Origin of the sequence: Winogradskyella alexanderae (assembly GCF_020166335.1) — a bacterium.
Classification (GTDB): domain Bacteria; phylum Bacteroidota; class Bacteroidia; order Flavobacteriales; family Flavobacteriaceae; genus Winogradskyella; species Winogradskyella alexanderae.
The window spans coordinates 98,404-122,356 of record NZ_JAIUJR010000003.1 but is presented as its reverse complement, the minus strand read 5'-3'; the positions used below and the strand labels follow the sequence as shown (position 1 = coordinate 122,356).

The following is a 23,953-nucleotide window of genomic DNA, read 5'->3' as shown; positions in this document are numbered from 1 at the left end:
ATTAGTTCTTATAGTATATTCAATTTACAACTACTTTTTTAAAGTAAGGTTTTAAAGTTTGAACAGCATGTTCAATTTCTTCTATCGTATTTTCTCTAGCATTTTTTAATTTATAGTCCCAACCTAAAGCATCCCATTTATGAACACCTAATTTGTGATATGGTTGAATTTCTAGTCTTTCAATGGTTTTATAGTTTTTAAAGTAATTTCCCATTGATTGTAAAAGCTCTGTTTGATCAGTTAGTCCCGGTATTAGAACATAGCGCAACCACATTGGCTTGCTCGATAGTTCCCTATATCTTGAAAAATTAAATGTCGTTTCTTTATTCTTCATCCCAGTAATATATTGGTATCCCTCTTCAGTCATATGCTTTACATCGAGCATCACTAGATCTGTATACGCATCCAGAAGCTCTTGTGCAAAATGATTTAATATTCTTCCATTTGTATCCAATGCTGTATGAATACCTGCTTCTTTCAATTTCTTAAATAAAGGAATAAGCGCTTTAGCCTGCAGCAATGGTTCACCACCTGATACCGTAACACCACCATTTTTGCCAAAATAAGGTTTTGATTTTAGTATTAAACTAAATAGAGTCTCAATATGATAGGGTTTACCCCCTTCTAAACCAATTGTATCAGGATTATGACAATACAGGCACTTAAGTTTACATCCTTGAAGAAATATAACAAATCGCACTCCTGGACCATCATGAGTGCCAAATGATTCAATGGAGTGTACATTTAGTATGTTATCTTGCGTTTTTATAATCTCTGATAAAAAAAGCACCTGAAAAATCGTCTTGTTTTCAGATGCTTTGGTTAGACCTTTTTACATCATTTCATGGAACGACCTTGAAATGACCTCTATTTGTTGCTCTCTCGTGAGTCTCACAAAATTTACCGCATAACCAGAAACCCTAACTGTAAGTTGCGGGTAATTTTCAGGATGCTTCATCGCGTCTAGTAATGTCTCTTTATCCAATACATTTATATTGATGTGCTGTGCATTGTTCTCAAAATAACCATCTAGAATTGATGTTAGGTTTTCAACTCTCGTTTCAATATCAGGACCTAAGGATTTTGGTACAATTGAAAATGTATTTGAAATACCATCTTGTGCATCGCTGTAGTTAATTTTAGCTACTGAATTTAATGACGCAATAGCTCCATTTTCGTCACGTCCTTGCATAGGGTTTGCTCCTGGTGCAAATGGCACACCCTGTGCCCTACCATCAGGTGTAGCTCCAGTTTTTCTGCCGTAAGCAATATTAGAAGTTATGGTTAAAACAGATAATGAAGGTTCTGCATTTTTGTAAACAGGAAACTGTTTGAGCTCATGATTAAAATCTGAAACTGCTTGCGCAGCCAATTGGTCCACACGATCGTCATCATTTCCATATTTAGGAAATTCACCTTCTATTTTAAAATCTACAGTTAAACCTTTTTCGTTACGCACAGGTTTTACTTTAGCATACTTAATAGCAGATAATGAATCTGCCACTATTGATAAACCTGCAATGCCATATGCAATATTAATATGCGGATTTGTATCAATCAAGGCCATTTGGGCTTTTTCATAGTAATACTTATCATGCATAAAATGAATGATATTCATAGTATCACTGTAAACTCGGGCGATTTCTTGCATTGCGATTTTGAAGTTGGTCATCACTTTATCGAAATCTAAATACTCATCTTTATCTAATGGAACACCTTCAAATATTTGGACTCCGGTAAGCTCGCATCGACCACCATTAAGCGCCAGTAATAGCGTTTTAGCCAAGTTGGTTCTTGCACCAAAAAATTGAATGGATTTACCTAAATCTTGATGTGAAACACAACACGCAATTCCGTAATCATCACTATGGCGTAATTCGCGCATTAATCGGTCATTTTCAAATTGCAATGATGATGTTTCGATGGCAACTTTTGCACAGAATTTTTTGAAGTTTTCTGGTAAATCCTCAGACCATAATACAGTCATATTTGGTTCTGGTGATGGTCCTAAATTATAAAGTGTATTCAAGAATCGGAAAGACGTTTTTGTCACTTTTGTTCTGCTGTCCGAAAACATACCACCAATAGCCTCAGTTACCCATGTTGGATCACCAGCAAAAATTTCTTCATAAGCCTTCATTCTTAAATGACGTACCATTCTTAATTTCATCACTAACTGGTCAATATACTCCTGGGCTTCAGCTTCAGTAATTCTTCCCTTCTGTAAATCATTTTCAATATAGATGTCTAAAAATGTAGAAACATTACCTAAAGACATAGCTGCTCCGTCTTGTTCTTTTACAGCCGCCAAGTAAGCCATGTAGGTCCATTGTACGGCTTCTTGGGCATTTTGAGCAGGTCTACTTAAATCTAAGCCATACTTGTCACCTAGACGTTTCATGGCTCTCAATGCCTTGATCTGTTCAGATATTTCTTCACGTAACCGTATAACATCATCAGTCATTGGACCAGTAACCTTTGCCAGATCTTCCGTTTTCTTTTTAATTAGAAAATCTAGTCCGTAAAGTGCAAGGCGTCTGTAATCGCCAATAATTCGACCTCTTGCATAATTATCTGGTAATCCTGTAAGGATACCTAATGAACGGTACTTTTTAATCTCATCGTTATACGCATCAAAAACACCATCATTATGGGTTTTTACATATTTTGAGAATAACTCTTTTATTTTTTTATTTGGTTTTAGACCATATTCAGATAGGGCCTTATTTACCACTTTAAAGCCACCAAATGGCTTCATTGTTCGTTTTAAAAGGTCGTCTGTTTGTAATCCAACAATTACTTCACTTTCCTTATCAATATAGCCAGGATCAAATGCATCAATTGTAGAAATGGTTTCAGTATCGATTGAACGTATACCATTATTATTACGTTCTTCAGCCATTGCTTTTTTACAAATACTCCAGAGCTTTTTAGTTCTAAATGTTGGACCTTCTAAAAATTCAGCATTGCCATGGTATGGCGTAATGTTATTAAAAACAAAACTTCTTACATTAACTGATTCGGTCCAGAGACCATCCAAGAATGGTTTTACTTCCATGATTATATGGTTTTATTTCTTAACTATTTTCGTTTCTTAACGCTACAAAATTAATTTTGAAATAAATTGGGAATGCTGATTTTTATCATGTTTTACTTTTTCAACACCTTATAATTAAAGGGTTTTTGAGCGAAAACGTTTGAAATAAGGGAAGTCAAATATGTTAAATTATTACACCACTTTCAAAATTAAGTATCACCTTCAACTAAACACTTAATTTTGACAAACGATAGTTATGAAATATAGAATTTCCAAAATTTTGTTAAAAAAACAACAAGCATTATTCAATTAGTCATAATTATAGAAGAGATTTTCATATTTTCGTACTAATCCGACTAATTATTTGCAAAAACTACTATGACTGAAGTTACACGTCTTTTTGATTTCCCTTACTATCAATTAGAAAACAAACCAAACGATTCTGCACTTGTAACCAAATATAACGGTAAATGGACGCCTATGTCCACAAAAGAATATTTGGATAAAGCCAATGCAGTAAGTAGAGCACTTTTACAATTAGGTGTTCAGAAAAATGATAAAATTGCTGTCATATCATCTACCAATAGAACCGAATGGAACATTATGGATATTGGTGTTTTGCAAGTAGGCGCACAAAACATTCCAATATACCCAACCATAAGTTCAGAAGACTATGAATATGTGCTTAACCACAGCGAATCCATCTATTGTTTTGTTTCTGATGAGGAGGTTTTGGAAAAAGTAAATAAGATTAAAGCTAAAACAAAGGTAAAGGAGGTTTATTCCTTTGACCACATTAAAGGGTGTAAGCATTATTCGGAATTATTTGAACTCGGTAAGAACGAGAGTTCACAGATTGAAGTTGAAAAACGAAAAGATGCGGTTAAACCAGATGATCTAGCAACAATAATATATACCTCTGGAACCACTGGCAGGCCAAAGGGTGTAATGCTTTCGCATTGGAATATTACAAGTAATGTTTTAGATAGTTCTCCTCGAGTACCCTTACCACCTTCTGGTAAAACTAGAGTTTTAAGTTTCTTGCCCATTTGCCATATTTTTGAGCGCGTTCTTATATATGTTTATCAATATGCCGGGACATCCATTTATTTTGCAGAGGCCTTAGACAAGATTGGGGAAAATGCAAAAGAAGTGCACCCACACCTAATGAGTGTAGTACCACGTCTCTTAGAGAAGGTATTTGATAAAATAATGCTTAAGGGAGAAGATTTAACAGGACTAAAAAAAGCATTATTCTTTTGGGCAGTGCGTTTAGGTGAAAAATGGGAACCCTATGGTGCCAATGGTAGTTGGTATGAATTCAAATTAAAAATTGCCAATAAACTCATATTCAGCAAGTGGCGTGAGGCTTTAGGAGGTGAATTGGGTACAATGGTTTCTGGTAGTGCAGCCCTACAGCCAAGACTTGCAAGAGTATTTGGGGCTGCAGGCATGAAAGTTATGGAAGGCTATGGCCTTACAGAAACCTCGCCAGTTGTGTCTGTTGGGATGATTGATGACAACCACTATAAAGTGGGAACAGTTGGAAAACCAATTGAAAATGTTGAGGTAAAGATTGCAGATGATGGTGAAATTCTCATCAAAGGCCCTAATGTTATGAAAGGATATTATAAAGATCCTGAAAAAACAGCTAGTGTTATGACAGGCGATTATTTTCACACTGGTGACAAGGGTGAAATTGATGAAGATGGCTTCCTAAAGATAACAGGACGAAAAAAGGAAATGTTTAAGACATCCGGTGGTAAATACATTATACCTACGCTTCTCGAGAACAACCTAAAACAATCTCTTTTTATAGAACAAGTTATGGTCATAGGTGAAGGTGAAAAAATGCCTGGTGCATTTATTCAGCCAAACTTTGAATTTATTAGAGATTGGATTGAAGATAAGGAATATGACGATATCGGAACATCTGAGCATGAAATAGCTACCTCAGAAAAAGTAATTAAACGTATTCAGAAAGAGGTGGATAAATACAATCAAAACTTTGGTAAATGGGAGCAAATAAAACGTTTTGAACTCACAACAGACATTTGGTCTATAGACGATGGTCACCTCACCCCAACTATGAAAATGAAGCGTGATGTCATTAGAAAGAAATATGATGCCTTGTATGAGAAAATTTACCGCTCCTAAAGATATACTTTAATAATAAGACGTATTGCTGTTTTCATTTAAGGATACAATCGAATGAATTGATCACATTGAAAAAAAATTGAGCCTATTAAAACTCTACTATCAATATTTCTTTTTTTATTGTTTTTAACAATTCCTGTTTTATCCTTTTTTACAGGATAGCTTTTCTAAAACAACTAGTGAATTGAGCTTTGAAAATAGTTCTGAGGAGAGATTTATTGAGGTCTATGTGTCGGAGAATAGTTTAAGTGTTCATTTCATTGTTAACTGTCAATTGTTAAAGGGTTCAATGTCTGTTCTCATATCTAATACAGATACTGGAGAAAACTATGGTTCCTTTGCCGTTGGTGGATCTAAAACAAACAATCCTCAGGATAATGCTACTTTTAAGGAAAATGTAAAAAGTGACATAAATAAAGTTATCAATAGTCCATATCTAGGATTTTATACTGTTAAGATAAAGTCTGAAGATGCTAATGCGCTTTTAAATGTCACTATAGAGCAATATGCAAATTAATTTTACCCATTAAAACCGCTTCGCAAAGGGTAAAATACTCCACATTTAATCCAAAAAAAATTACTCTAAATTTAAAATATACTATGCGTGCATAATTTTTTTATTTTATTATGCACGCATAGTATATTTTTATTATATTTGGAATCGTCCAACAAACTATGAAAGAAAAAACAATAGATTATATCCTGAGAACCACCTGGTTAGCAGTCAATAAAATGTATAATGAAGAAGCCTCAAAGTTTGGCACAACAATGGCTACCGGCTTTGCATTGCTCAGTATAGATCCTGATAAAGGTACGGCTTCAACGTCCTTAGGACCAAAAATGGGAATGGAAGCTACTAGCTTATCCCGTACATTAAAAACCATGGAAGAAAAGGGTTTAATTGAGCGTAAACCAAATCCAGAAGATGGTCGAGGTGTATTAATCCACTTAACAGAATTTGGAAGGGAGAAACGACAATACTCAAAGGAGCGCGTTTTAATTTTTAACGATGCTATTAGAGGTAATATAACTTCAGAACAACTACAAAACTTTTACGAAGTAGCTGAGGTAATAAATAATATGATTTCAAATAAAAAGATATACACTAAAAACGAACAGACATTAAATAATGAGTAAACGTAGAATAAAAAAAATAGCCATTATTGGTTCTGGTATTATGGGAAGTGGTATAGCTTGTCATTTTGCTAATATCGGTGTAGAAGTATTATTACTGGACATTATACCTAGAGAACTTAATGAATTGGAAAAAGCCAAAGGGCTAACGCTAAACGATAAAGTTGTAAGAAACAGGCTGGTTAATGATGCATTAATGACATCTGTAAAGTCTAAACCTGCCCCACTCTATCATCCATCATTTAAAAATAGAATTACTACAGGTAATTTGGAAGATGATATTGCAAAGGTTGCACATGTAGATTGGATTATGGAAGTTGTTGTTGAGCGTTTAGATATTAAACAACAAGTTTTTGAAAAGCTTGAAAAACACAGAACGCCAGGAACATTAATTACCTCAAACACATCTGGTATACCTATTAAGTTCATGAGTGACGGACGTAGCGAGGATTTTCAAAAGCATTTCTGTGGAACACATTTTTTTAATCCAGCGCGCTATTTAAGATTATTTGAGATCATTCCAGGCCCTAAAACTGATGCGAGTGTTTTAGAGTTTTTAAATGGGTATGGTGAACAGTTTTTAGGCAAAACATCTGTTGTTGCCAAAGACACACCTGCTTTTATTGGTAATCGTATTGGAATCTTCAGTATTATGAATGTTTTCCATGTAGTACAAGAACTAGGAATGACCATAGAAGAGGTGGATAAATTATCAGGACCTGTTATTGGGCGTCCAAAATCCGCAACCTTCCGTACAGTTGATGTTGTTGGTTTAGATACTCTTGTTCATGTAGCCAATGGAATTAAAGATAATTGCCCAAAAGATGAGCGATTAGAGCTATTTACTATACCAGGATTTATAAATACCATGATGGAGAACAAATGGCTGGGAAGTAAGACTGGCCAAGGTTTTTATAAAAAGAGTGTGTCTGCAGAAGGAAAGAAAGAAATTCTTTCATTGGACCTTAATACCTTAGAGTACCGACCAAAACAAAGCGCAAAATTTGCAACATTAGAACTAACTAAAACCATAGATCGTGTAGTAGATCGATTTAAAGTTCTTGTGAGTGGAAAGGATAAAGCAGCAGAATTTTATAGAAAGCACTTCGCCGCACTTTTTGCTTATGTTTCTCATCGTATTCCTGAAATTACAGACGAAATATATAAGATTGATGATGCTATGAAAGCCGGATTTGGCTGGGAAGATGGACCATTCCAAATATGGGATGCTATTGGAGTCGAAAAAGGAATTGAAATGATAAAGGCTGAAGGGTTAGAACCTAATGCTTGGGTCAGTGAAATGCTTTCTTCTGGCAGTAATTCCTTTTATACAGTAAAAGATGGAGCTTCATACTGCTATGACATTCCTAAAAAATCACAAGAAAAAATTCCAGGACAGGATAGCTTTATCATTTTAGATAACATTCGTAAAACGAATGAGGTATTTAAAAATTCTGGTGTTGTAATTGAAGACCTAGGGGATGGAATACTTAATTGCGAATTCCAATCTAAAATGAATACTATTGGTGGTGACGTTTTAGCTGGACTTAACAAGGCCATTGATTTAGCTGAAAAAGATTTTGATGGTTTAGTTATTGGTAACCAAGGTGCTAATTTCTCTGTAGGTGCAAACATAGGAATGATTTTCATGATGGCTGTAGAGCAGGAATATGATGAATTAAACATGGCTATCAAATATTTCCAAGATACTATGATGCGGATGCGCTATTCGGCAATTCCAACAGTTGCTGCCCCTCATGGCATGGCTTTAGGCGGTGCATGTGAATTATCTATGCACGCAGACAAAGTTGTAGCCGCTGCTGAGACCTATATTGGCTTGGTAGAATTTGGAGTCGGCGTTATTCCAGGAGGTGCAGGGTCAAAGGAAATGGCATTGAGAGCCTCAGATACATTTAGAAAAGGTGATGTAGAACTAAATGTTCTTCAAGAATATTTCTTGACCATTGGTATGGCCAAAGTCGCTACTTCTGCTTATGAAGCTTATGATTTAGGCGTTCTTCAAAAGGGTAAAGATATCGTTGTTGTAAATAGAGACAGACAAATTGCAACAGCCAAAGCACATGCAAGACTTTTAGCTGACGCTGGATATACACAACCTGTTCGAAGAAAAGATGTAAAAGTGCTAGGTAAGCAGGCTCTTGGTATGTTCTTGGTTGGTACAGATTCTATGGAAGCAAGCCACTACATTAGTGAACATGATCAAAAAATTGCGAACAAGTTAGCCTATGTTATGGCAGGAGGTGACTTATCAGAACCGACCTTGGTTACTGAGCAGTATTTACTAGATCTAGAGCGTGAAGCTTTTCTATCGCTTTGTACGGAGCGTAAAACATTAGAAAGAATTCAGCACATGCTAAAAACAGGTAAACCTTTAAGAAACTAAGAAAATGAAAGACGTATATATAGTAAAAGGATATAGAACTGCCGTAGGAAAATCCAAAAAAGGTGGTTTCAGATTTAAGAGAGCTGATGAATTGGCTGCAGAGACCATCCAATATATGATGGGTAAGTTACCAAACTTTGATGTTACTCGTATAGATGATGTTATTGTTGGTAATGCGATGCCAGAGGGCTCTCAGGGTCTTAATATGGCTCGCATTATTTCATTGATTGGCTTAAACACCGTTGATGTTCCAGGCGTTACAGTAAATCGTTTTTGTTCCTCCGGACTAGAAACTATAGCCGTGGCCGTTGCAAAAATAAAAGCTGGGATGGCAGATTGTATTATTGCTGGTGGTGCAGAAAGTATGAGTTCCGTTCCAATGACTGGCTTTAAACCAGAATTAAATTACGATATCGTAAATTCTGGACATGAGGATTATTACTGGGGAATGGGAAATACAGCAGAAGCAGTGGCTAACAAATTTAATGTATCTAGAGAAGATCAAGATGAATTTGCCTATAACTCACATATGAAAGCTTTAAAAGCATTGGCAGAAGATAGATTCCAAGACCAAATCGTTCCAATAGATGTTGAAGAAACTTATGTTGATGAAAATGGCAAAAAAACGAATCGTAATTTCACCATAACCAAAGATGAAGGACCAAGAAAGGGAACTAGCAAAGAAGCGCTTGCTAAACTAAGACCAGTTTTTGCACAAGGTGGTTCTGTTACCGCTGGTAACTCGTCACAAACCAGTGATGGCGCTGCATTCGTACTAGTAATGAGTGAAGCTATGGTTAAAGATTTAAAACTAGAACCAATAGCACGCTTAGTAAGTTACGCGGCAGCAGGCGTACCGCCAAGAATTATGGGTATAGGCCCTGTCGCTGCAATTCCAAAGGCCTTAAAACAAGGTGGACTATCACAAAACGATATTGAATTGATTGAACTCAATGAAGCCTTCGCATCTCAGTCACTGGCAGTGATGAGAGAGTTAGATTTAAATCAAGACATCGTTAATGTAAACGGTGGTGCAATTGCATTAGGGCATCCACTTGGTTGTACAGGTGCAAAACTATCAGTTCAATTATTTGATGAAATGCGAAAAAGAGACATGAAAAATAAATACGGTATGGTCACTATGTGCGTGGGTACAGGTCAAGGTGCTGCTGGGATTTTCGAATTTTTAAACTAAAACAACAATATCAATAATATAAGCAATGGAAACAGTTGAGAAAGAATTATTAAGAGGTGGTCAGTTTTTGGTTAAGGAAACAAACAGTGAAGATGTTTTCACACCTGAAGATTTTAACGAAGAGCAACGTATGATGAAAGAAGCGGTTATAGAATTTAATGACCGTGAGATTATTGCTCATCGAGAACGATTTGAAAAGAAGGATTTCGCCTTCACAGAAGAATGTATGCGCAAAGCCGGCGAACTTGGTTTCTTGGGTATTGCTGTACCAGAAGAATATGGCGGATTGGGTATGGGCTTCGTTTCTACAATGCTGGTATGTGATTATATTTCTAGTGGTACAGGATCATTTAGTACCGCTTTTGGCGCACATACTGGAATTGGCACAATGCCTATAACACTTTACGGTACAGAGGAACAAAAACAAAAATATGTGCCTCAATTGGCTTCTGGAGAATGGTTTGGCGCATATTGTTTAACTGAACCAGGTGCTGGTAGTGATGCCAACTCAGGTAAGACTACAGCAGAACTAACAGAAGACGGAAAACATTATAAGATTAATGGTCAGAAAATGTGGATATCAAACGCTGGATTCTGTAAACTGTTCATTGTTTTTGCTCGAATAGAAGACGATAAAAATATAACAGGATTCATTGTTGAAAACGATCCATCAAATGGTATAACGCTAGGAGAAGAAGAGCATAAATTGGGTATTAGAGCAAGTTCTACAAGACAGGTCTTCTTTAATGATACTATGGTGCCTGTAGAAAATATGCTGGCTGGTCGTGGTGAAGGTTTTAAAATTGCAATGAATGCACTTAACGTAGGCCGCATCAAACTGGCCGCAGCATGTTTGGATTCACAAAGACGAATAACTACTACAGCCGTTAAATATGCTAACGAGCGGAAACAATTCAAAACGGCTATTGCAGATTTTGGCGCTATAAAATCCAAAATTGCTGAAATGGCGGCTAGTGCCTATGCAGGTGAATCGGCTTCATATCGTGCAGCCAAGAATATCGAAGATCGAATTGCAATCAGACAAGCTTCTGGCAATACACATCAGGAAGCTGAATTAAAAGGTGTTGAAGAATATGCGATAGAATGTTCTATTCTTAAAGTAGCTGTTTCTGAAGACGTGCAAAACTGTGCGGATGAAGGTATACAGATATTTGGAGGTATGGGATTCTCTGAAGAAACACCTATGGAAGCAGCATGGAGAGATGCACGAATTGCTCGAATTTATGAAGGAACCAATGAAATAAACCGCATGCTATCAGTTGGTATGTTGGTTAAGAAAGCAATGAAAGGTCATGTAGATTTACTAGGTCCAGCAATGAAAGTTGCCGATGAATTAATGGGCATACCTTCATTTGATGTTCCAGATTTTTCCGAATTGTTATCGGAAGAAAAAGATTTAATTGCGCGACTGAAGAAGGTATTTTTAATGGTAGCTGGCTCTGCTGTTCAGAAATTTGGACCAGACTTGGAAAAACACCAACAACTATTGCTTAATGCATCAAATATTTTGATTGAAATTTATATGGCAGAATCTGCAATATTAAGAGCTGAGAAAAACGCTAAACGCTTTGGCGAAGAAGCTCAAAAAGAGCAGATTGCTATGGCTAAACTGTATTTGTTTAATGCTGTTGAAATTATTAAAAAGAATGGTATGGAAGGCATTATTTCATTTGCTGAAGGTGATGAACAAAAAATGATGTTAATGGGCTTAAAACGCTTTACAAAGTACACGAATTATCCAAATGTTGTTGAGCTTAGAAATACAATTGCAGAAAAAGTAAAAACAGAAAACAAATACTGTTTTTAGGTAGACCATAAAATTTTATGAGAAATCTAATAGCCAATTCAACTTTACGAATTGGCTATTTTATTTTGTTAACTTTAAAGGGCAAATTTTTATATCATGACGTTACGAGTTCTTTTATTTTTCTCCATTATATCGCAATTTAATTTTGGACAGACTAATACTGAAATTTTTCTCTATGATATAGAGGCAAACAATAATTCAATAACTGTCTCAAACGGTGAGAATATATCCAATAATGAAGGTTATGATAACCAGCCTTCATTCTTAAATGATGAAAGGCTTTTGTATTCATCAACCAGAAATGGCCAGACTGATATTGCACAGTATTTCATTAACTACAATTCTAAAGTTTGGATCAATTTTACAGAAGGTGGCGAATATTCACCTCAAAAAATTCCAAATAAAAGTGAAGTCTCAGCGGTAAGACTGGATACAGACGGCAAACAACGTTTATATAGGTATAACTTAAGCAATGGCGAATCCACCACACTAATAAATGACTTAGTTGTGGCCTATTACACTTGGTCAAACGACAATACGATTGTGTCGGCGGTTATTGAAAATGAAAATCTCAATCTATTCAGCACAAATATTAACTCAGGAACAAGCCGAAAATATGCCACAAATATCGGTAGGTCATTTCATGAAATTCCTGGATCAAACCTTGTTAGTTTTATTTCAAAAGAGAATAATGAACAATGGCAGATAAAATCTATAAATCCTTCAACAGGTGAAACAAAACTTATTGCGAATACCATAAGCGGTGTTGAAGATATTTGCTGGTTAAACAGTAAGACTATTCTATCTGGAAAAGATGCTAAACTATACAAGCTAACCTTAGAAAAGGACAATAACTGGAAAGAAATAGCCGATCTATCTTCTTTAGGAATTACATCAATTACAAGATTGGCTGTAAATCCTTCAATGACTAAGTTGGCAATTGCGGGTTCTATATCAGTAGAATCTCAAACCAATGAAACGTCAACACAAAATGAAGAAACAGAAACTATTGAAACACCTGCAGAAAGTAAATCTGAAGTCTCAGATATCGAGGCTATTGTACAACGCAATCTTGATGCTTACAATGCTCGAGACATTGATGCTTTTATGAAAGATTATGCTGATGATATAAAGCTTTATACTTATCCAAACACACTTCGTACTGAAGGCAAAGAAACGATGCGCAAAGGTTATAAGGACTGGTTTGATAGAACTCCAGACTTAAGAGCTTTTATCAAACAGCGAATAGTAATTGGCAACAAAGTAATTGACGAAGAGCAAGTTACAGCCAATGGTCAAATCTTCAATGCTGTTGCCATTTATGAAGTTGAAAATGGATTAATTACAACAGTTACCTTTATTCAAAATTAATTTGTATCACATCTCCTGGTAAAATTACCTTATCTGTGGCATGTGAATGGCCTCTATCTGCACCAGAATTTACATTAGGATTTTGATCTGGTGACCAGGCATCCGTAACACCATATTCCGCCATTTTTTGTTTTAAAAATCTCGCTATATCAGCATCAGTACTTTTACCTGGAATAACTTGCTTATAAGCTTCAATTTGCCAATCTGCCGTAAGCTGTGCGGCTGTTTTCAATATTTCTACTTCTTCGGGCAGTTTTATGGAAAGCCATTCGTACACTACTTCGGTCGCCGATACTAATCTATCCGCGCTTGCTCCCATAAATTCTTCAATAGTCTGTCGTTGTGTAAAGGACAACCCATCTGCCATAGAGTTTGTCTCTGAAGAATTTACTGCAATAGTTTCAAAATCTTTTTCAAGTATAAAATCAACTGCCATCTTTACGGCCGATGTGCCGCGCGCTACACTTATAACCTCATCATGAATTTTGAGATCGCCTAGTGCAGTGGCTTCACCAGATGGTGAATACACCTTAGAATGAAATCCTGCTTCATCATTTTAAAATAAAAAGGCTGCTGTCCCACCTGCATTCTCTCCACCAATATGGTCTGCTATAGGATAGTTGTTGTTTTCACGACATATAACCAACCAACAATCAACGCCTGCTGACTTAAGTGCCGGCGGTAAAAGTTGATTAATACGCTGGGTTCTAATTTCGGGCCATGGATTTTCGCCCCAATATGTTTCTGGGTTTATTTGAGATGTTTCATCGGAGTTCTGTGCACAAGAAAAACAAAGAAGGAGTAAAAGGGCAATACGGAGTATATTGTTCATATTCAAAGTTTATAGTATCTTGAGGTAAGATAACAAGTGCTTTAAAAACTAAAAGCTTCAGTCAATGAAAAATATCATTATACTTTGTGCTCTTATTAGCTTTACTTTAAATTCCCAAGAAAAACTTGATCCAAAACTAGAGAATATAGCTTGGATCGCTGGTACATGGCGTGGTGAAGCCTTTGGTGGTATAACCGAAGAAATATGGAGCGAACCATCTGGTGGTTCAATGATGGCCACTTTTAAACTTATTAATGATGGCAAAGTCACCTTTTATGAGATTGAAGTAATTAGGGAGATAGAAAATAGTCTTGTCCTTCAATTAAAACATTTTGGCCCTGATTTGAAGGGTTGGGAAACAAAAGATGAAACTGTTGACTTTCCCTTAAAGGAAATTACCGATAACAAAGTAGTTTTTGAAGGTATGAGCTTTGAGAGAATTAGTGATGCTGAAATGAATGTGTATGTTGATATCGATGAAGGAGGAAAAACAGAAATCGTGAAATTCAACTATCATAAACAAATTAAAAATACAAAACCTATTAAACAGTTAATAGCGGTAAAACAAGCAAAAACAGCTCCTGTAATTGATGGAATTGCCAATGAAAATATTTGGGAAAATTGTAGCTGGCATCCTTTAGATCAAATTTGGTTAGGTGATAAATTGACTGAAGGTGATTTTAAAGGTCGATATAAACTAACATGGACAGAGGATGCTCTTTATCTACTTGCTGAGATAGAAGATGATAATCTTATAGACATTTATGAAAATCCATTAGAATTCTGGTGGGACGATGATTGCTTGGAAGTATTTATCGATGAAGATAATAGTGGTGGTGAACACCAGTACAATCATAACGCTTTTGCGTATCATATAGCATTAGATGGGAATGTAGTAGACATGTCCACAAAAAAAGAGGGTAAATTGTACAATTCTCATGTGCAATCAAAACGCAAAACTGATGGCAATATTTCTATTTGGGAAGTACGTATTTCACTATACGATAACACCTATAATGACCAAGCTGAAAATTATCCAGTAAAATTATTTGCAAATAAAAACATTGGTTTCGCTTTGGCCTATTGTGATAATGATAACAGCAAAAGCAGAGAAAATTTTATTGGTTCTATTCCAGTTGAAGGAGAGGATAAAAATAGAGGCTGGATAGATGCTAATATATTTGGAACCTTAGTCTTAAAACGATAAAAAATGAATCATTCGAGAGGTCGTGTCGCAGCACTAAGTGACGGTATTTTTGCTTTTGCGTCTACTTTAATGGCGGTATTTATTTTAGAAAGAAATACCAAGGGGTGTTTTCATAGGTATTAACAGTTCTTTAGAAGAATAAAAATTGTAAAACCTTAATTTTACTACCATAATGACTATATTATTATGAGATACAATATTACAACTTTATTATTAGCATTTTTTGCTTTGGCATATGCCCAAACTGATCCAAAAATTTATGATATCATTGATGCTGTTTCCGAAGATCGTCTACGCAATGATGTTAAAAAATTAGCCGATTTTGGAACAAGGCACACACTTAGTGACACACTCTCAGATACCCGTGGAATTGGTGCGGCAAGGCGATGGATAAAATCTGAGTTTGACAAGATCTCAGAAGACTGCAACAATTGTTTAGAAGTTTTTTATCAAAAAGATTTGGTCGAGAAAGGCACAAACCAAAGAATTGTCAAAGATGTAATGGTAGTAAATGTAGTTGCTATACAACGTGGCACAAAATATCCCAATCGTTATATTATAATGAGTGGAGATATTGACTCCAGAGTTTCTGATCCTACGGATTATACTTCTGACTCACCTGGAGCCAATGATAACGCCACAGGAATGGCAGGTGCCATGGAAGCCGCTCGTGTTCTATCTAAGTATAAGTTTGAAAACAGTATTGTATATGTTGGCCTTTCTGGTGAGGAGCAAGGATTATTTGGCGGACAGGGTCTTGCGCGCTATGCTAAGGAAAATAATTGGGATATCATTGGTGTTTTAAACAATGATATGATTGGCAATATTGAAGGGGTTGACGGTGTTATTGACAATCGTACATTTAGAATTTTTTCTGAGCCAATTACGACAGATGTCACAGATCCGCAACTGCTGGCACGGCAAGCAAGAGCAAGACGATTCTATGGTGGTGAGGTAGACGGAATTTCACGTCAACTTGCCCGTTATGTTTATAAAACAACTAAGACTTACATGCCAGAAATGAACCCAATGATGGTTTACCGTTTAGACCGATTTGGTCGTGGTGGTCATCACCGACCATTTAATGATCTGGGATTTGCAGGATTAAGAATTATGGAGGCCCATGAAAATTATACACAACAACATCAAGATATTAGGGTTGAGGATGGCATAAACTATGGTGACACCTTTGAACATGTCAATTTTCCTTACTGCAAAAAATTAACGGCAGTAAATGCCATTACAATGGCAAGCTTAGCCTCTGCTCCACCTTCTCCAAGTGAAGTTGCAATTGGAGGAATTGTTGAAGCCTCAGCAAAATTAGAATGGAATAAGGTTGAAGGTGCTAAGGGTTACAAAATCTATTGGAGAGATACTACCTCACCTACTTGGGATTATAGCAGATATGTCGGTGATGTCACGGAATTTACTCTAGATGGTATTGTTATAGATAACTTTCTTTTTGGCGTTTGTGCTGTTGGAGATAATGGACACGAAAGTGTTGTAGTATTTCCAAATTCAATTAAACGATAAATGAAGAAATCAATATTAACTTTATCAATCACCCTTTTTACAACAATCTGTTTTGCTCAACTCTTGCAAGTCAAAACCCAGTTTACGAGACAAGACACGTTAAGAGGAAGTATTACACCAGAAAGAGAATGGTGGGACCTTACCTACTATCATTTAGACATTGAGGTAAAACCGGACGAAAAGTTTATTTCTGGCAAGAACACGGTTCATTACAAAGTTTTAAAATCGAACAATGTGATGCAAATTGACTTACAGGAGCCAATGAAAATCACAAACGTCCTTCAAAAAGGCAAACCGCTCGCGTTAAAACGAGAAGGCAATGTCTTTTTTATAATGTTACCCAATCAAGAGATTGGCGCTATCAATTCTATTGAAATTCATTATGAAGGCTATCCAAGAGAGGCCAAACGTGCGCCATGGGATGGTGGTGTATCGTGGAAAAAAGATAAAAATGGTAAGCATTTTATAGCGACTTCTTGTCAAGGCTTAGGCGCTAGCGTGTGGTGGCCAAACAAAGACCATATGTATGATGAAGTTGATAGTATGCTTATAAGTATTACTCATCCTAAGGAATTAATGAATGTTTCTAATGGTAGACTTAGAGAAGTTAAAGATAATGGTGATACACTTACCACACATTGGTTTGTGAACAACCCTATTAACAATTATGGTGTAAATATTAATATTGGAGATTATACCAATTTTTCAGAGAAATACGAAGGGGAAAAAGGAATATTGGATATGGATTATTGGGTGCTATCCTATAATCTTGAAAAAGCCAAAAAGCAATTCAAAGATGCGCCAAAAATGATGAAAGCTTTTGAGCATTGGTTTGGACCCTATCCCTTTTATGAAGACAGTTTTAAATTGGTTGAGGCACCTTATTTAGGGATGGAACACCAGAGCTCAGTAACCTATGGGAATGGTTATCAAAATGGCTATTTAGGTAGGGATTTATCAGGTACTGGTTGGGGTTTAAAGTTTGATTTTATCATTATTCACGAAGCCGGTCATGAATGGTTTGCCAACAATATCACAAATAAAGATATTGCAGACATGTGGATTCATGAGAGTTTTACCAATTATTCTGAAAATCTATTCTTAGATTACTATTATGGTAAAGAAGCCTCGGCAGATTATGTAATTGGTTGTCGGACTAATATTAGAAACGATCGGCCAATTATTGGACATTACGATGTGAATCACGAAGGCTCTAGTGACATGTACTACAAAGGAGCTAATATGCTACATACATTACGTCAGTTAATTGAAGATGATGAATTGTGGAGACAAATACTAAGAGGTTTAAATACTGATTTTTATCATCAGACGGTAACAACAAAACAAATTGAAGAATATATAAGTCATAAAACCAACAAAGACTTGACGGCTTTTTTTGACCAATACCTAAGGGATATACGTGTTCCAACACTAGAATATAAGATTGAAAACGGTGAATTAAAATTTCGATATACCGATATTGTTCAAGATTTTGATATGCCTATTGAAGTGGAAATCAATGGTAAAACGGAATGGATTTTTCCCAACTCAGAATGGAAAACAAAAACAATTAACGCAACGGATTTTAAAGTAGATAGAGATTATTACATCTATACTAAGCAGATTTAACTTGTGGGATTTTTAGAACTTTATTTTGAGCGTGATACCGATTGGTATGACTGGCTACTTCAAAACCATAATCGGCACAGTGCCGTTTACCTGATCTTTTATAAACTGGAAAGCGGTATGCCAACTATGCGCTGGGAAGAAGCAGTAAAAGTTGCACTTTGTTTCGGTTGGATAGATTCTACAGTAAAAAGTTTAGGCAATGGTAGACGTAAGCAATATTTCTCACCCAGAAATCCAAAGAGTTCCTGGAGTGCACTCAATAAAAAATATATTTTAGAACTGGAAGAGACTGGTTTAATACAAGAACCAGGTTATAATATGATAAACCTTGCCAAAAAAATGGGTACTTGGACAGCAATGGACGATGTTGAAAATGGCATTATCCCACCGCAATTGCAAAAAGCCTTTGACGCTAATCCTAGAGCATATGAAAATTACAAGAACTTTAGTCGCGGCTATCAAAAAAGCTACTTGTCTTGGCTAAATAGTGCAAAACGTGAGGCCACTAAAGAAAAAAGAATCGCAGAAATCATAAGACTCTGCGATTCGAATATTAAAAGTCGTCAATAATCTTTTTTAGAATAGCCTAGTTTTCTACAATTGTCAATTCGTCAACAATATGCTTAGCGTTAGAATAATTATCAATTAACCAAAGTACATATCTAATATCTACATTTATTGTTCGCTGCAGATTATCGTCAAATATAACATCACCAGCCATTGCTTCGATATTACCATCAAATGCAAGTCCAATCAATTCGCCTTTCCCGTTGAGAACTGGTGAACCTGAATTGCCACCTGTAATATCATTATCCGTTAAGAAGTTTACTGAGAGTTGTCCTTTTTCATTAGCATAACGACCATAATCTTTCTTTTCATAAATCTCAAGCATGTCTTTTGGTAAATCAAACTCGTCGTCATTTGGCTTGTACTTATTGATAACACCTTTAAAAGTGGTATAATTATTCTTATCTGCGTCATTTCTTGGGTCTTTTGGTAATGCTCTCACTTTACCGTAAGACAAGCGTAACGTAGAATTTGCATCCGGATACCTTATTCTACTTATACCAGAGGTACGTAAACCTTCGACCAATAATCTAAATGATCTTTGAAAATCATTTAAAGGCTGCTGAAGCTCTTCAGGATCTTCCCTGTATTTATCCAATAATGCCGAGGATAATTTGTATAGTGGATCATTTGCCAGTAAATCGGAATCAGGATACTCTAAAAACGCTTCTACACGTTCTTTAGACGAAAACATACTAAGATTAAAAATAGCATCAACGTAAGTATTAAAATCTAGCTTCATCTCTTCTTGACTAATTAATTCAGGCAACGGATAATTAGATTTTGAGGTGTATAATTCTAATTGTGCTGCCATTACTTCTTTCTCCAAAGGTAAATGATAGTCTGTATATAAACTGTTGATGAGTGCCAATAAGCGAGGTCTTAACTCCTTGCGTTTTGCCTCATTAGAAGTTGCATAGTTTTCGAGACCACTTCCTATTCGGTATGGAAGAATGGCAAATTTGCTTGAGCGCAACAATGATATTAAATAATTATCGTGCTGTGCCTTCTCGTTAGTTAAGCTGTAATAGTTGTTTATTGTTTTTATAACATCACCAAACTTATCTTTATTTTGAGGTTTATTGGCCCATTTATCAAATTTTGCCTCAATTTTACGTTTAGTTGCTGCCGTTCCGTGCTTGGTCAAAGCATCAATCATACCTTGACGATTCTTCCAATAATTGGCAATTCCAGCGTATTGTGAAGCATACATCAAGTTAACAGACTCATCTTTGTCCATATACTTTTTCATGACATCCATGCTTCGTTTAGAACCTTCTACCCATGCCGGATAAGCATACTTCACGTTTTGTTCAATTCCCTCGGCTGGCATCCATCGATTTGTTCGACCTGGATAACCTAGAATCATGGCAAAATCGTTCTCTTTTACACCATTGATATTTACTGGTAAATGATACTTTGCTTTTAAAGGCACATTGTCTGGAGAATAACTAGCAGGTTGCCCATTAGCATCAGCATAAACTCTAAATAATGAGAAGTCTCCTGTATGACGTGGCCATTCCCAGTTATCAGTATCACCTCCATATTTGCCAATGCTTTCTGGTGGTGTACCAACTAATCTTACATCCGTGTAATCCTCATAAACGAAGTAATAATATTCGTTACCTTGGTAAAACGATCTTACCGAAACGGTATATTTTCCACCATCGTTATTCTCTTCTTGAATTTTCGCTATTTCCTTATTTATAGCAGCTTCACGTTCTTTTTCTGTCATAGACGCATTAACTTGTGATAGAATGCGTTCACTAACGTCATCCATTCTAACAAAAAACCGTACCGATAGGTTTTGAGGCTTTAGTTCCTGATCCATGGAACCTGCCCAAAAACCATTTTTTAAATGGTTTTGCTCTGCAGTTGACAATTCGGCAATAACATTATAACCACAATGATGATTGGTAAGCACCAAGCCATTGTCTGATATAATACTTGCGGTACAACCGCCACCAAATTGAACGATAGCATCTTTTAAGCTTTGGTTATTAATACTGTAAATTTCTTCAGGTGTTAACTGAAGTCCCATTTTCTGCATGTCACGTTGATTAAGACGCTTGATATGCATTAAAAACCACATACCTTCATTAGCAAAAATGAGTGATGGTAGTGCAATTAAAAGTGTGATTAGAAGATAATTTATTCTTTTCATTTTATGTTGATTGTTTATAAAGTTTATTGGTTGTTATTCAAGTCTCTAAAGATAAAAATTACTTGAGTTTTGGTGAAATTTAAAGTTATGTATTTAGCGCATTTATGGAATATTTTTGATTGGAGTATTTTAGCACAAATATGATAACTCAACTCTTCAAGTCGCTTTGTTCATTTATCGATAAAGAATTCTAAATTCAAATAGGGTTGGATATGAAAAAAGGGAAGCAATATCGCTTCCCTTTATTCTACAGTCCACTGATATAGCTTCCATAAGGATCTTGAAACTGAAGTCCTTCAGAATAACGATACTTACTTAGCTTTTTAAATTGCACCAAGCCCCAAAGAATAAACTCTTTTTCAAAATAAACATCCTTCGGATCAATATCTGGCTGAAATTCTTCAATCAACTTATCTAAAGGTGTCACCTCATCTAGCTTTGCTTTATAAGTTTCGTCGTTATAGTCATCTAACAACTCAAATCCGTTACTATTGAAAAACCAAGACACTAAATCATCATAAGGCGTCTCTTCATCCTGTTTCTGGAGCTTTTCAATTTTTGGGAAATACTTAGGAAATAAAGTTTTTATAGCATTATCAAGTAAATTTTGTGCTACAAAATCTGCTCCTTCTTGCTCACCTTCGTAAACCAACTCTACCTTTCCAGTAATTGCTGGAATAACGCCTATAAAATCAGCTAATCTTACTGTGGTGGATTCATCACCAGCAATTAATGCTCTTCGCTCTGCTGTACTCAATAAATTCTCAAAGGCTGTAATACTCATTCGCGCACTCACACCACTTTTCACGTCAATAAATTCACTTTCGCGAGCCTCAAAACTTATCTGCTCGATTAAGTCTTTTGCTAATTCAGGAACGTAGATAGTAGCTTTTTGGCGCTCATCTAATCTTGATTCCTGATTCGTAATCACTTTAGCGATTTCGGTGTTGTTTGGATAATGGGTGAGAATCTGTGAACCTATTCTATCTTTTAGAGGTGTTACAATACTACCTCTATTGGTATAGTCTTCTGGATTTGCTGTAAATACAAACTGCATGTCCAAAGGTAGTCTCAATTTAAATCCACGGATTTGAATATCTCCTTCCTGTAAAATATTAAATAATGCAACTTGGATTCTTGCTTGTAAATCTGGCAACTCATTAATAACAAAAATACAACGGTTGGCACGTGGTATCATGCCGTAATGTATTACGCGATCATCCGCATAACTCAGTTTTAAATTGGCCGCTTTAATGGGATCTACGTCTCCAATAATATCAGCTACAGTCACATCGGGAGTTGCCAATTTTTCAGCGAAACGTTCACTGCGATGAATCCATGCAATTGGTGTTTGGTCACCTTTCTCATTTATTAACTCTAAAGCATAGCGTGAAATAGGACGTAATGGATCGTCATGTATTTCTGAACCTTCCACATAAGGAATGTACTCATCTAAAAGATTGACCATCATTCTAGCCAATCGAGTTTTAGCCTGCCCCCTTAGACCTAACAAATTAATATTATGTTTGGATAAGATGGCACGTTCCAATTCTGGTATTACGGTATTCTCATAACCATGAATACCTTCAAAAGTGACTTTCTTTTCCCTTATATTCTTAATTAAATTATCACGCAATTCATCTTTTATTGATTTACTCTGATAACCTGATTGTTTTAACTCTCCTAAAGTTGTAATCTTGTCTTTGTTCATTTTATCCTTTTATTCTTCTTTTTCTATTATTCTCGTAATCTTCAAAAATCATTTCGCCCAAGCCTTTCAATCCAGTATAAAACGCCTTTCCTCTATTCGCTTGCGTAAACTCTCGCACAAAGCGCATTAAGTAAGGATCTTCAGCAATCATGAATGTTGTGATAGGAATATGTAAACGCCTCGCTTGTTGTGCAGTAGCATAACACTTGTTGGTAATAAACGGATCCAATCCATTACTGTTTTTGTAATACTGGCCATCTGGTAAACGCAAACAACTTGGTTTACCATCTGTAATCATAAAAATCTGCTTATTTGTATTACGTTTACGCCTTAACATATCCATTGCTAACTGCAAACCAGCTACTGTATTTGTATGGTATGGTCCAACCTTTAAATAAGGTAAGTCCTTAATTTTAATGGGCCAGGCATCATTACCAAATACCAAAATATCTAGTGTATCCTTTGGATAGCGCGTCATTATCAATTCGGACAATGCCATAGCAACTTTTTTCGCTGGCGTAATACGATCTTCACCATATAAAATCATACTATGGCTAATATCTATCATTAGAACGGTACTCATTTGACTTTTATGCAAAGTCTCTTCTACAACCAAATCGTCTTCGGTGAGATTAAAATCTCCTATACCATGATTTATCTGAGCATTTCTCAAGCTCTCAGTCATAGAGACTTTTTCTAAAGCATCTCCAAAATGGTAAGATCGGAATTCGCCTGTATGCTCATCACCAATTCCAACACCCTTACTTCTATGGTTTCCCGCGCCACTTCGTTTAATTTTTCCAAAAATATGTTCAAGGGCTTGCTTTCGGATGGCGCGTTCTGTTTTTTCAGTTATTTTTAGGCGGCCTTTCCCTTCTCCTTCACCATCACCAGAGCCATCAATATCTATTTCTTCTCTTATGTAACCCTTATTTTTTAGATCTTCAATAAAATCCTCAATGGTATATTCTGGGGTCGTAAGACTATATTCCTGGTCTAACTGTCTTAACCAGTCAATAGCCTCATCAAAATCTCCTGAGGTGTATGTAATAAGTTCTTTAAAAATTTCGAAGAGTTTATCAAAAGGTGATTGGAAAGGTGCTTCATATTGTTTAAATACAAAACCGGACTTTTTTAAATTCTCGTTCATAGTAGTATAAAAATACTGCTTTTTAATAACCTCT

18 protein-coding genes are annotated in these 23,953 nt (G+C 35.9%); 11 read left to right on the top strand and 7 right to left on the bottom strand.

Features of this window, described 5'->3' with window-relative positions; all coding sequences use genetic code 11:
* Window positions 1–19 precede the first annotated feature (19 nt).
* Together pflA and pflB are read right to left on the bottom strand one after the other, a co-directional pair.
* The gene (gene pflA / locus LBU54_RS06295; protein ID WP_224527365.1) at window positions 20–790 is read right to left on the bottom strand and encodes a pyruvate formate-lyase-activating protein; all 771 of its coding nucleotides are present in this window, start codon (window positions 788–790) and stop codon (window positions 20–22) included.
* A 42-nt stretch (window positions 791–832) separates the two neighbouring features.
* Window positions 833–3,058, bottom strand: a complete 2,226-nt coding sequence (gene pflB / locus LBU54_RS06290) for a formate C-acetyltransferase (RefSeq protein ID WP_224527361.1) — start codon at window positions 3,056–3,058, stop codon at window positions 833–835.
* A 357-nt stretch (window positions 3,059–3,415) separates the two neighbouring features.
* Between pflB and LBU54_RS06285 the strand changes: the two genes are divergently transcribed.
* From LBU54_RS06285 to LBU54_RS06255, 7 genes are all read left to right on the top strand, one after another.
* Window positions 3,416–5,194, top strand: a complete 1,779-nt coding sequence (locus LBU54_RS06285; protein ID WP_224527359.1) for an AMP-dependent synthetase/ligase — start codon at window positions 3,416–3,418, stop codon at window positions 5,192–5,194.
* A 184-nt stretch (window positions 5,195–5,378) separates the two neighbouring features.
* A complete protein-coding gene (locus tag LBU54_RS06280) occupies window positions 5,379–5,711 on the top strand; it encodes a hypothetical protein (RefSeq protein ID WP_224527356.1) in 333 nt (110 codons plus the stop codon).
* Window positions 5,712–5,869: 158 nt separating this feature from the next.
* Window positions 5,870–6,331: a MarR family winged helix-turn-helix transcriptional regulator gene (locus LBU54_RS06275; protein WP_224527353.1), complete on the top strand. Its 462-nt coding sequence runs from the start codon at window positions 5,870–5,872 to the stop codon at window positions 6,329–6,331.
* The gene (locus LBU54_RS06270; protein ID WP_224527352.1) at window positions 6,324–8,732 is read left to right on the top strand and encodes a 3-hydroxyacyl-CoA dehydrogenase/enoyl-CoA hydratase family protein; all 2,409 of its coding nucleotides are present in this window, start codon (window positions 6,324–6,326) and stop codon (window positions 8,730–8,732) included. Before LBU54_RS06275 ends, LBU54_RS06270 begins: the two co-directional genes overlap by 8 nt.
* A gap of 4 nt (window positions 8,733–8,736) precedes the next feature.
* Complete coding sequence (locus LBU54_RS06265; protein ID WP_224527349.1) at window positions 8,737–9,927, top strand: acetyl-CoA C-acyltransferase; 1,191 nt, start codon at window positions 8,737–8,739, stop codon at window positions 9,925–9,927.
* Between the two features lie 25 nt (window positions 9,928–9,952).
* Entirely contained in the window at window positions 9,953–11,755 is a 1,803-nt protein-coding gene (locus tag LBU54_RS06260; RefSeq protein ID WP_224527346.1) for an acyl-CoA dehydrogenase family protein, read from the top strand.
* Between the two features lie 96 nt (window positions 11,756–11,851).
* Window positions 11,852–13,126 carry a nuclear transport factor 2 family protein gene (locus LBU54_RS06255; RefSeq protein ID WP_224527343.1) on the top strand — a complete coding sequence of 425 codons (1,275 nt, stop codon included), beginning with the start codon at window positions 11,852–11,854 and terminating at the stop codon, window positions 13,124–13,126.
* Here the strand turns inward: LBU54_RS06255 and LBU54_RS06250 are convergent.
* Together LBU54_RS06250 and LBU54_RS06245 are read right to left on the bottom strand one after the other, a co-directional pair.
* The gene (locus LBU54_RS06250) at window positions 13,113–13,655 is read right to left on the bottom strand and encodes a hypothetical protein (protein ID WP_224527340.1); all 543 of its coding nucleotides are present in this window, start codon (window positions 13,653–13,655) and stop codon (window positions 13,113–13,115) included. The genes LBU54_RS06255 and LBU54_RS06250 overlap by 14 nt on opposite strands.
* Window positions 13,656–13,682: 27 nt before the next feature.
* Complete coding sequence (locus LBU54_RS06245; RefSeq protein ID WP_224527337.1) at window positions 13,683–13,958, bottom strand: hypothetical protein; 276 nt, start codon at window positions 13,956–13,958, stop codon at window positions 13,683–13,685.
* Window positions 13,959–14,022: 64 nt separating this feature from the next.
* Between LBU54_RS06245 and LBU54_RS06240 the strand changes: the two genes are divergently transcribed.
* The 4 genes from LBU54_RS06240 (at window position 14,023) to LBU54_RS06220 (ending at window position 18,897) form a co-directional block, all read left to right on the top strand.
* Entirely contained in the window at window positions 14,023–15,165 is a 1,143-nt protein-coding gene (locus tag LBU54_RS06240) for a DUF6265 family protein (protein ID WP_224527335.1), read from the top strand.
* 186 nt (window positions 15,166–15,351) lie between these two features.
* On the top strand, window positions 15,352–16,698 hold the full coding sequence (locus LBU54_RS06230; protein ID WP_224527329.1) for a M28 family peptidase: 1,347 nt from the start codon (window positions 15,352–15,354) through the stop codon (window positions 16,696–16,698).
* Window positions 16,699–18,327, top strand: a complete 1,629-nt coding sequence (locus LBU54_RS06225) for a M1 family metallopeptidase (protein WP_224527327.1) — start codon at window positions 16,699–16,701, stop codon at window positions 18,325–18,327. It begins immediately after the preceding gene.
* Window positions 18,328–18,330: 3 nt separating this feature from the next.
* Complete coding sequence (locus LBU54_RS06220) at window positions 18,331–18,897, top strand: YdeI/OmpD-associated family protein (protein WP_224527324.1); 567 nt, start codon at window positions 18,331–18,333, stop codon at window positions 18,895–18,897.
* Window positions 18,898–18,913: 16 nt separating this feature from the next.
* Here LBU54_RS06220 and LBU54_RS06215 read toward each other — a convergent pair whose 3' ends face one another.
* The 3 genes from LBU54_RS06215 to LBU54_RS06205 all read right to left on the bottom strand — a co-directional run bounded on the left by LBU54_RS06215 (window position 18,914) and on the right by LBU54_RS06205 (window position 23,919).
* Window positions 18,914–21,058, bottom strand: a complete 2,145-nt coding sequence (locus LBU54_RS06215) for a S46 family peptidase (RefSeq protein ID WP_224527322.1) — start codon at window positions 21,056–21,058, stop codon at window positions 18,914–18,916.
* A 247-nt stretch (window positions 21,059–21,305) separates the two neighbouring features.
* A complete protein-coding gene (locus LBU54_RS06210) occupies window positions 21,306–22,769 on the bottom strand; it encodes a MoxR family ATPase (RefSeq protein WP_224527319.1) in 1,464 nt (487 codons plus the stop codon).
* Between the two features lies 1 nt (window position 22,770).
* On the bottom strand, window positions 22,771–23,919 hold the full coding sequence (locus LBU54_RS06205; protein WP_224527317.1) for a vWA domain-containing protein: 1,149 nt from the start codon (window positions 23,917–23,919) through the stop codon (window positions 22,771–22,773).
* Between the last annotated feature and the right edge of the window lie 34 nt (window positions 23,920–23,953).